The organism is Streptomyces sp. NBC_00670 (assembly GCF_036226765.1).
Classification (GTDB): domain Bacteria; phylum Actinomycetota; class Actinomycetes; order Streptomycetales; family Streptomycetaceae; genus Streptomyces.
This window is the reverse complement of record NZ_CP109017.1, coordinates 2964608-2977662: the sequence shown is the minus strand read 5'-3', so window position 1 is coordinate 2977662 and position 13055 is coordinate 2964608. Positions and strand designations below refer to the sequence as shown.

Genomic DNA, 13055 nt, shown 5'->3' with positions numbered 1-13055 from the left:
ACGGTCGGGAGAGGGACGGCATGGACCGCGGGACGGTCGGCAGCGCACAGTCGGGCCGGCTTCTGGTCGAGGTGCGCGAAGAGGGCACGAGCGCTGTCGTGACACCGGCGGGTGAGCTGGATCACCACACCGCCGATCTGTTGCGCGAGCCGCTCGACGACTGCCTGGAGAAGGGTTTCGCGCGTCTGGTGGTGGACTGCTCCCGGCTGGAGTTCTGCGACTCCACCGGGCTCAATGTGCTGCTCGGTGCCCGGCTGAAGGCCGAGGCCGCGGGCGGCGGGGTGCATCTCGTGGGGATGCAGCCGGTGGTGGCCCGGGTCTTCGAGATCACCGGCGCCGACTCGGTGTTCGTCCTCCATGACACGCTCGACCAGGCTCTCGCCTCCGAGTAGGCGAGGGGAGTGGAGCGGACACGCACGGGTGGAGCGCCGACATGCGGACGGCACGTACGGCCCGCGGGGCGGGCGGCGACCCGTCCGGTGTCCTCTGTGGTGTCCCCCGTGACGGATGTGACGAGCGCGTCGCGATCGTCACGGGTTCCGTCCGAATCCATGGGTGTTCCACCGGTCGGCCCGGGCAGGAGACATGCTGAACGTGCCGGTGGCACGGAAGGGCCGGCATTCCCGACGGCGCGAGCGGCGTCCTTCCCGCACGGAGCGGGGGCGGTGACGCGCGTGGCGTCCGGGGCGGCGATCCGTGCGTCGTCCGGAACGGTGGTCCGTACATTGTCCGGAACGGTGGCGGGTACACCCTTTCGTGCGAGTACCGAGTCGTGTAATGCGTCGTGCACGTCGTGTAGTGAGTCTTGAATTGTGAACTGGTGAATCGGTGAGGTGAAGCGCTGATGAGCACCACCCGGCCTTACTCGCCGGGCGACCGCGGCCCCGAGCCCAGCGGCGCTTCCGGGGTGACCGCGGACGGGGCGGTTTCCTCGGAGGGTCCGTCGTCCGTGCCGTCTGCGTCTTCCGCGTCCGCCGCGTCTTCCGCGTCCGCCGGTGGGCCCGCGTCCTCCGGTGGCTCCGCGTCCGCCGCGGGCGCACCGCCGTCCGGTGGGCGGCAGGTGCGGCGGCTGAACTTCGACGGGGCGAGCGGGGTGGTGCCGCTCGCGCGCGACTTCACCCGGCAGGCGCTCTACGCGTGGGGCTGGCTGCCGGCCGACTCCGCGGATCAGCGGGCCGCCGCGGAGGACGTCCTGCTGGTCGTCTCCGAGCTGGTCACCAACGCGTGCCTGCATGCGGAGGGGCCCGAGGAGCTGTACATCACCTGCGACAACAAGGTGCTGCGGATCGAGGTCTCCGACCGGGGGGCGGGGCAGCCGGCCCCGCGGAACCCTCACCGGGCGGGTCGGCCCGGCGGTCACGGCATGTTCATCGTTGAGCGGTTGTGTTTGGACTGGGGAGTTGTGCGGGCTGAGGGCGCCGAAGGCGCCGCCGGGTCCGCGGGGAAGACGGTCTGGGCGGAGTTGGGAGCGCCGTAGGTGCGTGCGATGTGCCCCGAAGGGCGGCGGTACCCCGGGGTACCGCCGCCCTTCAGCATGCGTTCACCTACAGGGGCGCGGGGAACTGCGCGAGAACCACGCACGGACCCGCACCCGCCCGCGCACAGGAACCCGCGAGCTACTGGGCGCCCCTCGCTCGCCCGGAGGGCTCAGCGCACGTCGCCCATCAGTTCCTTGACCTTGTTGCGGTAGAGCCAGACCGCCGCGCCCGCGACGACCGCCAGCGTGGCCTCCAGGGCGACGATGCCGTTCCTGTTGAGGTCGACGCCCGCGATGGAGAGCAGGCCCGTCGTCGCGTCGCCCGCGGTGACCGCGAGGAACCAGACGCCCATGAGCTGCGAGGCGTACTTCGCCGGCGCCATCTTCGTCGTCACCGACAGGCCCACCGGCGACAGCAGCAGCTCGCCCATCGTCTGGACGAAGTAGATCGCCACCAGCCACAGCGCGGCCGCCTTGTGGCCGCCGTCGGCGATCGACAGGGGGGCCAGGAAGACGAAGAAGGAGACGCCGACCAGCATCAGACCGGAGGCGAACTTCACCACCGTGCTCGGCTCCTTGCCGCGCCGGTTCAGCGCCAGCCACACCGCGGCGAACACCGGTGCGAACGCCATGATCAGCACGGGGTTGACCGACTGGTACCAGGAGACCGGGAAGCCCCAGCCGAGGACGGTGTTCTTCGCGGACTCGTCCGCGAAGAGCGACAGCGTCGAGCCGCCCTGGTCGTAGATCATCCAGAACACGGCCGCGGCCACGAAGAACCAGATGTAGGCGGTCATCCGGGACTGCTCGGCGCGGTCCAGCGAGCGGTCCCGCTTGATGCGCGCGATGACGAACACCGGGATGACCAGACCGGCCACGGTGATCGGCACCATCAGCCAGTTCAGCGTGTAGACGCCGGTCAGGCCGATGATCGCGTAGAAGATCACGGCGGCGGCCGCCCAGGCGCCGGTCTTGCGCAGCGTGGAGGACTTCTCGCGAGCCGACAGCGGCGTGGGGACGACGTCGGAGCGCGGGCTCAGGTGGCGGGTGCCGAGCAGGAACTGGGCCAGGCCCAGGCCCATGCCGACCGCCGCGAGCGCGAAGCCCAGGTGCCAGTTGACGTTCTCGCCGACGGTGCCGATGGCCAGTGGGGCGGCGAAGGCACCGACGTTGATGCCGACGTAGAAGAGCGTGAAGCCGCCGTCCCGGCGCGGGTCGTCGGGGCCGTCGTACAGGTGACCGACCATGGTCGAGATGTTGGCCTTCAGCAGACCCGAGCCGATCGCGACCAGTCCGAGGCCGCCGTAGAACGTGCCGGCCGACGGCAGCGCCAGCGTCAGGTGGCCCAGCATGATGATCGCGCCGGCGACGGCGACCGTCTTACGGGGGCCGAGGACGCGGTCGGCGACCCAGCCGCCCGGCATGGCGAGCAGATAGACGAGGGAGAGGTAGACCGAGTAGATCGCGGTGGCGGTGGTGGCGCTCAGGTGCAGGCCGCCCGGGGCCACGAGGTACAGCGGGAGCAGAGCCCTCATGCCGTAGTAGGAGAACCGTTCCCACATCTCGGTCATGAAGAGGGTGGCCAGTCCGCGGGGGTGGCCGAAGAAGGTCTTGTCGGAGCCGGGGGTGCCCGGGCGGACCGAGTCCTTCGTCAGGCTGGACGCCATGGTCGTTCCTTGCTGGTCGGGACGCGGTACGAAGCGTTGCGCCCGGTGGGGGGAGGCCGGCACCGGCGGTCGGGCGCCCACCCCACGCTCACGGGGAGTCCGCTCCGGAGCACGGAGCGGCGGACGGCGACCACCGGGATCCACGCCCCTCGCGTCGCGTTCGCGTCGTCGCGCACGCGCTCGGGGCCCGGCCACAGGTCATTGCTGGCAGGGCCGGAGAACCGGCCCGCACGCCCGTACGAAAAGGGACCCGGCGACAGGGCCGCCGCAGGTCCGCTCCCGGTTGTCCGGGTTGTTGTCACAGGCGCTCTATCTCACGATACGACACGACACCGCCCGGTATGGAAGCACTTGAGACGTGAATCACAGGTACGGACGGAACCGAACACCCGTTTCCAAGCTCTTTCCCAGCTTCCCACCCCATGGTCGCAGGCCGTACCGCCCGACGCGAACCGGTGACGGCCGACCGGCCACCCTCCCAGGTCAAGGTAAGAGAGCGGGCAGCCGATCACCCCCTCACCTCTTGCACGGGGCGGACTACCATCACCCCATGACCCGTGTACTGCTCGCAGAGGACGACGCGTCCATCTCGGAGCCACTGGCCCGCGCCCTGCGCCGGGAGGGCTACGAGGTCGAGGTGCGCGAGGACGGACCGACCGCGCTCGACGCGGGGATGCAGGGCGGCGTCGACCTGGTCGTACTGGACCTCGGGCTGCCCGGCATGGACGGCCTTGAAGTGGCCCGCCGGCTGCGCTCCGAGGGGCACACCGTCCCGATCCTCATCCTGACCGCGCGCGCCGACGAGGTGGACACCGTCGTCGGACTCGACGCGGGCGCCGACGACTACGTCACCAAGCCGTTCCGCCTCGCCGAACTGCTCGCCCGGGTCCGGGCGCTGCTGCGCCGCGGGGCCACGGAGCCGCAGCAGCCGCCCGCCACCCACGGCGTGCGGATCGACGTCGAGTCGCACCGGGCGTGGATGGGCGACGAGGAGCTCCAGCTCACGGCGAAGGAGTTCGACCTGCTGCGGGTGCTGGTGCGGGACGCGGGCCGGGTCGTCACCCGCGACCAGCTGATGCGCGAGGTCTGGGACACCACCTGGTGGTCGTCGACGAAGACGCTGGACATGCACATCTCCTGGCTGCGCAAGAAGCTGGGCGACGACGCGGCGAACCCCCGCTACATCGCGACGGTCCGCGGCGTCGGCTTCCGCTTCGAGAAGAGCTGACGAGGCCCCCGCAACCGTGCGCCGCCGTCTCATCCAGTCCACCCTCGCCGTCGTCCTCGTGGTGATCGCGGTCTTCGGCGTCTCCCTCGTCATCGTCGAGACCCGCACCATCAGCAACAGCGCGCAGGAACGCGTCGACTCCGAGGCGCTGCGCCTGGCCAGCATCGTCGACGGCCGCATCCTCGACCACGAGAAGGTCACCGCCGCGGCGCTCAAGGAGCAGCTCAAGGGCCAGGTCACCGAGGACCGGTACGCCGTCGTCACCCTGCCGGGCAAGGCGCCGGTCGAGGTCGGCTCCCGGCCCGACGGCGAGGTCATCCACGCCACCGCCCGGGGCGAGGAGGGCGAGACGGTCCGCGTCGAGGAGCCCCGGTCCACGGTGACCCGCGAGGTCGGCCGCACGCTGCTGATCATCGGCCTGGTCGCGCTGCTCGCGATCGTCGCCGCCGTGCTGCTCGCCGTGCGCCAGGCCAACCGGCTCGCCTCCCCGCTCACCGACCTCGCCTCCACCGCCGAGCGGCTCGGCTCCGGGGACCCGCGGCCCCGGCACAAGCGGTACGGGGTGCCCGAGCTGGACCGGGTCGCCGACGTGCTCGACTCCTCCGCCGAGCGCATCGCCCGGATGCTCACCGCCGAGCGGCGGCTGGCCGCCGACGCCTCCCACCAGCTGCGCACCCCGCTGACCGCGCTGTCCATGCGTCTTGAGGAGATCACCCTCACCGACGACCCGGACACGGTGAAGGAGGAGGCGACGATCGCGCTGACCCAGGTCGAGCGGCTCACGGACGTCGTGGAGCGGCTGCTCACCAACGCCCGCGACCCGCGCACCGGCTCCGCCGTCTCCTTCGACCTCGACGAGGTCATCCAGCAGCAGGTCGCCGAGTGGCGCCCCGCCTACCGCAGCGAGGGCCGGGCCATCGTCAGCTCCGGCAAACGGCATCTGCAGGCCGTGGGCACGCCGGGGGCGGTCGCGCAGGTGCTGGCGGCGCTGATCGAGAACTCCCTGATGCACGGCGGCGGCACGGTCGCGCTGCGCACGCGTGTCACCGGCAACCAGGCGGTCATCGAGGTCACCGACGAGGGCCCCGGCGTCCCCTCCGACCTCGGCGCCCGCATCTTCGAGCGCACGATCAGCGGACGGAACTCCACGGGCATCGGCCTCGCCGTCGCCCGCGACCTCGCGGAGGCGGACGGCGGGCGCCTTGAGATGCTCCAGGCGCAGCCGCCGGTCTTCGGCCTGTTCCTGTCCCGTACGCCGCTGAAGAAGACCCCGGCGGGCGACGAGCCCCGGCCGACGGTGCGCTGAGCGGCCCGGCGGTGCGCCGGGCCGGCCGTCAGCGGGGCAGGCGCCGGGGCGGCGCGGCCTCCTCCAGGAACGATTCCGCGCTCGCCACCGCCTCCTTGACGGGCAGCGCCCGGAACACCCAGGTGCGGTACGACCAGAAGCGGAACAGGGTCGCGACGCCGATGCCGAGGAACTTGAAGATGTTGCTCTGCAACGGGCTGTCCCAGCCGAAGCCGTACGTCGCCACGTACAGCACGCCGTTCTCGATCACCAGGCCGGCCGCGCTGAACAGCAGGAACAGCGTGAGTTCCTTGGTGCGGCCGCTCTTGTCGCGGTCCCGGTAGGCGAAGTAGCGGAACCCCACGTAGTTGAACGCGATCGCGACGATCGTGGCGATCACACTGGCGCGCACGACCTGCAGATCGGTGGCGTGCCGTACGAGGTTGAAGACGAGCAGATTGACGAGGAGGCCGGCGCCGCCGACCGCGCCGAACTTCACGACCTCGCGGCCGAACCGCTGGACCTGCCGGCGCAGGCCACGGCGGGAGCCGCCCCGCACCCCCGTGGAACCATTGCCCATCGTCTCGCCAGCCCCCGTCGGGTCGCATCCACCGGCCACCCCGGAGGGGGGACCACAATCCCCCCATGCTAACCAGCGCGCTGTCGCGACGGCGCGAGCGACGAGGACGCGAGGTCACAGGGCGGGTCGGCGGGGCGGAGCCCCCGCCGGATAACCTGGGGAACGTGACGTTCCCCGTAGTCGGCATGGTCGGCGGAGGCCAGCTCGCCCGTATGACCCACGAGGCAGGCATCCCGCTCGGCATCAGGTTCAAGCTCCTGAGTGACACCCCTCAGGACTCCGCGGCACAGGTCGTGCACGAAGTCGTCGTCGGCGACTATCGCGACCTGGACACGCTGCGCTCCTTCGCGCGCGGCTGTGACGTGATCACCTTCGATCACGAACACGTGCCGACCGAGCACCTCAGGGCCCTGGAGGCGGACGGCATCCCCGTCCGCCCCGGTCCCGACGCGCTCGTGCACGCCCAGGACAAGGGGGTGATGCGCGCGAAACTCGACGCGCTCGGCGTCCCCTGCCCCCGGCACCGCATCGTGAGCGACCCCGCGGACGTCGCGGCCTTCGCCGCCGAAGGCGTGCCCGAGGGTGTCGAGGGCGACGGTTTCCCCGTCGTCCTCAAGACCGTCCGCGGCGGCTACGACGGCAAGGGCGTCTGGGTCGTCGACTCCGTCGAGGAGGCCGCCGAACCGTTCCGCGCCGGCGTCCCCGTCCTCGCCGAGGAGAAGGTCGACTTCGTCCGCGAGCTCGCCGCCAACGTCGTCCGCTCCCCGCACGGCCAGGCCGTGGCCTACCCCGTCGTCGAGTCGCAGCAGGTCAAGGGCGTCTGCGACACGGTGATCGCCCCGGCGCCCGACCTGGAGGAGTCCCTCGCCCTGCGCGCCGAGGAGATGGCCCTCAACATCGCCAAGGAGCTGGGCGTCGTCGGCCACCTCGCCGTCGAGCTGTTCCAGACCCGCGACGGCCGCATCCTCGTCAACGAACTCGCGATGCGCCCGCACAACTCCGGCCACTGGTCGATGGACGGTGCGGTCACCAGCCAGTTCGCCAACCACGTCCGCGCCGTCCTGGACCTCCCGCTGGGTGATCCACGCCCGCGCGCCAAGTGGACCGTCATGGTCAACGTCCTCGGGGGCGACTTCCCGGACATGTACTCCGCGTATCTGCACTGCATGGCCCGCGACCCCCGGCTCAAGATCCACATGTACGGCAAGGACGTGAAGCCCGGCCGCAAGGTGGGGCACGTCAACACCTACGGCGACGACCTCGACGACGTGCTGGAGCGCGCCCGTCACGCAGCCGGCTACCTGAGAGGCACGATCACCGAATGAGCCCCGCCGCACAGCCCGTCGTCGGCATCGTCATGGGGTCGGACTCCGACTGGCCCGTCATGGAGGCCGCCGCCAAGGCCCTCGACGAGTTCGAGATCGCCCACGAGGTCGACGTCGTCTCCGCGCACCGCATGCCGCGCGAGATGATCACCTACGGCGAGCAGGCCGCCGAGCGCGGACTGAAGGTGATCATCGCGGGCGCGGGCGGCGCCGCCCACCTGCCCGGCATGCTCGCCTCCGTCACACCGCTGCCGGTGATCGGCGTGCCCGTGCCGCTGAAGTACCTGGACGGCATGGACAGCCTGCTCTCCATCGTGCAGATGCCGGCCGGCGTGCCCGTCGCCACCGTCTCCGTCGCCGGCGCGCGCAACGCCGGGCTGCTCGCGGCCCGCATCCTCGCCGCCCACGACGAGGAGCTGCTCTCCCGTATGCGGGAGTTCCAGCAGGACCTCAACGACCAGGCCACCGAGAAGGGCAAGCGGCTGCGCGCCAAGGCCGACGGCGCGGGCGGCGGCTTCGGCTTCGGCCCGGGCGCGGGGAAGTGACGGCGATGACCTCCACGACCTCCGCCTCCCTGGACGCCGCCCGGGAACTGCTGCGCGAGTTCCCCGTCGTCGACGGCCACAACGACCTGCCCTGGGCGCTGCGCGAGCAGGTCCACTACGACCTCGACGCCCGCGACATCGCCGGCGACCGGCAGGACCACCTGCACACCGACATCCCCCGGCTGCGGGCCGGCGGCGTCGGCGCGCAGTTCTGGTCGGTCTACGTCCGCTCCGACCTGCCCGGCGCCGTGACGGCGACGCTCGAGCAGATCGACTGCGTACGGCAGCTCATCGACCGCCACCCGGACGCGCTGCGTGCCGCGTACACCGCCGCCGACATGGAGGCGGCCCGCGCCGAGGGCCGGATCGCCTCGCTGATGGGCGCCGAGGGCGGCCACTCCATCGACAACAGCCTCGGCACCCTCCGCGCCCTGTACGCGCTCGGCGTGCGCTACATGACGCTCACCCACAACGACAACGTGGCGTGGGCGGACTCGGCCACGGACGAGCCGGGCGTCGGCGGCCTGTCGGCCTTCGGCCGCGAGGTCGTACGCGAGATGAACCGGCTCGGCATGCTCGTGGACCTCTCCCACGTGGCCCCCAGCACCATGCGGGCGGCGCTGGACACCACCTCGGCGCCGGTGCTCTTCTCGCACTCCTCCGCCCGCGCGGTCTGCGACCACCCGCGCAACATCCCCGACGACGTGCTGGAGCGGCTGCCCGGCAACGGCGGCGTGGCGATGGTGACGTTCGTCCCCAAGTTCGTCCTCCAGGCCGCCGTCGACTGGACGGCCGCCGCCGACGAGAACATGCGGGCGCACGGCTTCCACCACCTGGAGTCCACCGCCGAGGCCATGGCGGTGCACCACGCCTTCGAACAGACGCACCCGCGCCCGGTCGCCACGGCGGCCACCGTCGCCGACCACCTCGACCACATGCGTGAGGTCGCCGGCGTCGACCACCTCGGCATCGGCGGCGACTACGACGGCACGCCCTTCACCCCCGCGGGGCTGGACGACGTCTCGGGCTACCCGAACCTGATCGCCGAACTGCTCGACCGGGGCTGGTCACGGGCCGACCTGGCCAAGCTGACCTGGCAGAACGCGGTCCGGGTGCTCGGCGCCGCCGAGGACGTGGCCCGCGCGGAGCAGGCCGCCAGGCCGCCGTCCCACGCCACCCTGGAGCAGCTCGACCGGTAGCCGCGGCCCGGCGGGCGGCGGCCGTCGGGCCGCCCGCCCGGCCGCCGGGAGCCCTCAGTCCTCGTACCCCTCCGCCGCCCGCTTCTCCCGCAGCTCGCGGATGGCGCGGCGGCGGGCCAGCCGGTGGGTGCGGCGGATCTGCGCCTCCTGCTGCCGGCGGCGGTCCCGGTCGGTCTCCGGGAGCACGGGCGGCACCGGGCGGGGCTTCCCGTCGGCGTCCACCGCCGCGAAGACCAGGTACGCCGAGCCGACGTGGGTGGCCGGCGTCGACTCGTTCCAGCGCTCGGCCAGCACCCGCACCCCCACCTCCATGGAACTGCGCCCGGTCCAGTTGACCTGCGCCTTCACATGGACCAGGTCGCCGACCCTGACCGGCTCCAGGAACACCATCTCGTCCATGGACGCGGTCACCGCGGGCCCGCCGCAGTGCCGTCCGGCCACGGCACCGGCCGCGTCGTCGACGAGCTTCATGACCACTCCGCCGTGCACCGTGCCCAGCAGGTTCGTGTCGTTGTGGGTCATGATGTGGCTGAGCGTGGTGCGGGAGGCGGAGACGGGCTTCCCGGGAAGCCCCTCCGGAGTCGCCGACGAGGCGTGGTCTGTCATGACCTCCACCCTATGCGCCCCCGTCCTTCGAAGACTTTGTGTCGGCTTCGCAACAGCACTGGCCCAGTTTTCCGGGACCCCTGTAAGGCGCACAGCCCGGCACTGCACACTGGGCGGCATGAACGAGTGGCCGGACGGGTGGTCCGAGAGCAACAGCGGCAATCGGTACGGACGCGGCAGCGCCGGTGCGCAGCCCGAGGGCGCCCGGTCGATGCGGCAGGTCCGGCGCGGCCCGGGGCAGGGCTACGGCCCCTCCGCCCCGCCGCAGGGCAGGGTCCCGCAGCAGCCGTCCTACGTCGACGGCAGCGGCGGCCAGGGCGGTTACGACGACGGCTCCGGCTACGACAGCGGCTACAACACCGGCCACGTCTACGGCGGCGGCCCCGGCGCGGGCGGCCCGGCCGGGACCGGCGGCGGGCGGCCCGCCCCGAACTGGCGGCGGCGCATCAAGTGGACGGCGATCACCGTCGTCACGGTGCTCGTGGTGACCACCGTCGGCACGTACTTCTGGGCCGACTCCAAGCTCAACCGCGACGTCGACCTGTCCAAGGTCATCGACCGCCCCGCCGAGGGCGACGGCACCAACTACCTGATCGTCGGCTCCGACAGCCGCGAGGGCCTGTCCGCCGACCAGAAGAAGGATCTGCACACCGGCTCCGCCGAGGGCAAGCGCACCGACTCGATGATGATCCTGCACGTCGGCGACAGCGGGGACACCCTCATCTCGCTGCCCCGCGACTCGGACGTCGAGATACCGACGTTCAAGGGTTCGGAGTCCGGCAAGACCTTCCAGGGCACCGGCAAGCACACCAAGCTCAACGCGGCCTACGCCACCGACGGGCCGACGCTGCTGGTGCGGACCATCGAGTACAACACGGGCCTGCACATCGACCACTACGTGGAGATCGGCTTCGCCGGGTTCGCCAACATCGTGGACGCGGTCGGCGGCGTCGACATCACCATCGACAAGGCGTTCAAGGACAAGTACTCCGGCGCCGACTTCAAGGCGGGCAAGCAGACGCTGAACGGCGAGGAGGCCCTGGCCTTCGTCCGTACCCGGCACGCCTTCGCCGCCAGCGACCTGGAGCGCACCAAGAACCAGCAGAAGTTCCTCGCCGCCCTCGCCCACCAGGTCGCCACCCCCTCGACGGTCCTCAACCCGTTCAAGCTGTACCCGACGCTCGGGGCCGGCCTGGACTCGCTGATCGTCGACAAGGACATGTCGCTGTGGAACCTGGCGTCCATGTTCTGGGCGATGAAGGGCGTCAGCGGCGGTGACGGCACCTCGATGAACATGCCGATCTCCGGCTCCAGCGGCGGCAACCTCGTCTGGGACAAGACGAAGGTGAAGACGCTGGTCAAGGAGTTGAACAACGACGAGAAGGTGACGGTCTCGGGCAACTGAGGCCGGCGCCCGCGCCCGTACCCCGAACGCCCCGCCCACCAGGAAGCCGTCCGGGCTCCGTGCGACCGTGAACCGAACCCGTTCACGACACAGGGAGCCCGCCATGGCCGACCTGCAGGACGAGCTGCACACGACCACCGGACTGGGCGGGTTCGACGCACCCCTGCCCGGCCCGGAACGGCCCGCGGCCCGCTCCCCGCAGGACGCCGGGGGCAGCGGGGAAGGCACCGAGGAGGGCGGTTCGCTGCAGCGGGCCCGGGCCCTCCTGGCCGTCCATCCCGTGGCCGACGGCCACAACGGGCTGGCGCGGGTGCTGCGGAGCCTGCCCTGGTACGACCTCGAACTCGGCGAGAGCGCCCTCGGCACCGATCTGCCCCGGCTGCGCGCGGGCCACGTCGGCGCCCAGTTCTGGTCGCTGCACCTGCCCGACGCCCTCGCCGGTGAGCGAGCCGTCGGCGACGCGCTCGAACAGCTCGACCTGATCCGTACGGTGGTCGGCGCGCACCCCGAGGGGCTGCGGCTCGCGTACGACGCCGGACAGCTCGCCGACGCCCGCAACTGCGGCCGTACCGCCGTGGTCCCCGGTCCCGCGGCGGCCGCCGCGATCGGCGACTCCCTCGGCATCCTGCGCTCCCTGCACGCCCTCGGGCTGCGACTGCTCACGCTCGCCCGGGCGTCCTGGGCGAGTGAGGCGGGGCTGACCCGCTTCGGCGAGGAGGTGGTCCGCGAGATGAACCGCCTCGGCGTCCTGGCCGACCTCTCCGGTGCCTGTGACGCCACCGCCCGCCGCTGCCTCGCCCTCTCCAAGGCGCCGGTCGTCTTCACCCGCTCCGCCGCCCGCGCGCTGCGCCCGCACCCGGCCAACCTCCCCGACGACCTGCTCACCGAGCTGGGCACCGCGCACGGGCTGTGCCTCGTCCCGCTCACCGCCGAGCAGACCGGCCCCTCGCTGCGGGACGTCGCCGACCACCTCGACCACGTCCGACGGCTCGCCGGGGCGCACTGCGTGGGCCTCTCCGGCACGTACGACACCGGGACCGCGCACCCCGGCGGTCTGGCCGACACCTCCCGCTACCCGCACCTCGTCGCCGAGCTCCTGGACCGCGGCTGGACCGACTCCGACGTGGCCCTGCTGACCTGGGGGAACGTGCAGCGGGTGGTGCGGTGCGCGGACTTCACGGCCCGCGCGGCCCAGCAGCGCCGGGGCCCGTCGACGGCACGGATCGCGGACCTGGACGGCTGAGGGCCCGGGGGCGGACCCCGAGCCCTCGTGCGTACGTACCGCGCAGCGCAGGTGGTGTCAGCCGCCGTGTTCGATGCGGCACAGGCAGAACGGGTGCCCCGCCGGGTCCGCGTAGACCCGGAAGTCCTCGCCCTCGGGTGCCTGAAGCCGCCGGGCGCCCAGCGCCAGCACCTTCTCCTCGGCCGCGTCGATCTCCGCCCAGGTGCTGCCGCCGTCGAAGTCCAGGTGGAGCTGTTGCGAGTTGCGGTCGGAGCGCGGCCACTCGGGCGGGGTGTAGTCCTGCCCGGCCCGCTGGAAGGCGATCCGGGGCCCGCCGGGCACCTGGACGACGACCCAGTCGTCGCCACCGTCCTCCGCCTCCGGGGTGCCGCCGGCGATCCGGGCGTAGAACTCGGCGAGCGCGGACGGATCGGGGCAGTCGAGCACGACGGAACGGAACCGGGCGACGGTCTCGGGCATGGAACGTCCTCTCTCGGGGAGCGGGCCGGCTGCGTG

At 72.1% G+C, this 13055-nt stretch carries 13 protein-coding genes; 9 read left to right on the top strand and 4 right to left on the bottom strand.

Translation table 11 applies throughout. The features are described from left to right. Positions 1–20 precede the first annotated feature (20 nt). Both OIE12_RS13140 and OIE12_RS13135 read left to right on the top strand, forming a co-directional pair. Positions 21–392 (top strand): STAS domain-containing protein, encoded by a 372-nt coding sequence (locus OIE12_RS13140; RefSeq protein WP_030377535.1) that lies wholly within the window; start codon positions 21–23, stop codon positions 390–392. A 452-nt stretch (positions 393–844) separates the two neighbouring features. Next, positions 845–1477 (top strand): ATP-binding protein, encoded by a 633-nt coding sequence (locus tag OIE12_RS13135; RefSeq protein ID WP_329134948.1) that lies wholly within the window; start codon positions 845–847, stop codon positions 1475–1477. Between the two features lie 170 nt (positions 1478–1647). Here OIE12_RS13135 and OIE12_RS13130 read toward each other — a convergent pair whose 3' ends face one another. Beyond that, entirely contained in the window at positions 1648–3144 is a 1497-nt protein-coding gene (locus OIE12_RS13130) for an oligopeptide:H+ symporter (RefSeq protein WP_329134946.1), read from the bottom strand. A gap of 550 nt (positions 3145–3694) precedes the next feature. Between OIE12_RS13130 and OIE12_RS13125 the strand changes: the two genes are divergently transcribed. Both OIE12_RS13125 and OIE12_RS13120 read left to right on the top strand, forming a co-directional pair. Further along, positions 3695–4372 (top strand): response regulator transcription factor, encoded by a 678-nt coding sequence (locus OIE12_RS13125; RefSeq protein WP_030377538.1) that lies wholly within the window; start codon positions 3695–3697, stop codon positions 4370–4372. Positions 4373–4388: 16 nt separating this feature from the next. Beyond that, on the top strand, positions 4389–5678 hold the full coding sequence (locus tag OIE12_RS13120; protein WP_329134942.1) for an ATP-binding protein: 1290 nt from the start codon (positions 4389–4391) through the stop codon (positions 5676–5678). Positions 5679–5706: 28 nt separating this feature from the next. Here OIE12_RS13120 and OIE12_RS13115 read toward each other — a convergent pair whose 3' ends face one another. Continuing rightward, positions 5707–6237: a GtrA family protein gene (locus tag OIE12_RS13115; protein ID WP_329134940.1), complete on the bottom strand. Its 531-nt coding sequence runs from the start codon at positions 6235–6237 to the stop codon at positions 5707–5709. A gap of 164 nt (positions 6238–6401) precedes the next feature. Between OIE12_RS13115 and OIE12_RS13110 the strand changes: the two genes are divergently transcribed. From OIE12_RS13110 to OIE12_RS13100, 3 genes are read left to right on the top strand one after another with little or no spacing between them, the layout of a single operon-like run. Next, complete coding sequence (locus OIE12_RS13110) at positions 6402–7562, top strand: 5-(carboxyamino)imidazole ribonucleotide synthase (RefSeq protein ID WP_329134938.1); 1161 nt, start codon at positions 6402–6404, stop codon at positions 7560–7562. Continuing rightward, entirely contained in the window at positions 7559–8107 is a 549-nt protein-coding gene (gene purE / locus OIE12_RS13105; RefSeq protein ID WP_329134936.1) for a 5-(carboxyamino)imidazole ribonucleotide mutase, read from the top strand. Before OIE12_RS13110 ends, purE begins: the two co-directional genes overlap by 4 nt. A 5-nt stretch (positions 8108–8112) precedes the next feature. Then, a complete protein-coding gene (locus OIE12_RS13100; RefSeq protein ID WP_329134935.1) occupies positions 8113–9306 on the top strand; it encodes a dipeptidase in 1194 nt (397 codons plus the stop codon). A gap of 54 nt (positions 9307–9360) precedes the next feature. Here the strand turns inward: OIE12_RS13100 and OIE12_RS13095 are convergent, their stop codons facing one another. Next, a complete protein-coding gene (locus OIE12_RS13095) occupies positions 9361–9912 on the bottom strand; it encodes an acyl-CoA thioesterase (protein WP_329134932.1) in 552 nt (183 codons plus the stop codon). A gap of 118 nt (positions 9913–10030) precedes the next feature. On the opposite strand from OIE12_RS13095, the gene OIE12_RS13090 reads away from it, so the two are divergent. After that, positions 10031–11317: an LCP family protein gene (locus OIE12_RS13090; RefSeq protein ID WP_329134930.1), complete on the top strand. Its 1287-nt coding sequence runs from the start codon at positions 10031–10033 to the stop codon at positions 11315–11317. A gap of 103 nt (positions 11318–11420) precedes the next feature. Continuing rightward, entirely contained in the window at positions 11421–12560 is a 1140-nt protein-coding gene (locus tag OIE12_RS13085) for a dipeptidase (protein WP_329134928.1), read from the top strand. A 57-nt stretch (positions 12561–12617) separates the two neighbouring features. Here the strand turns inward: OIE12_RS13085 and OIE12_RS13080 are convergent, their stop codons facing one another. Further along, positions 12618–13019: a VOC family protein gene (locus tag OIE12_RS13080; protein ID WP_329134926.1), complete on the bottom strand. Its 402-nt coding sequence runs from the start codon at positions 13017–13019 to the stop codon at positions 12618–12620. Positions 13020–13055: the final 36 nt, after the last annotated feature.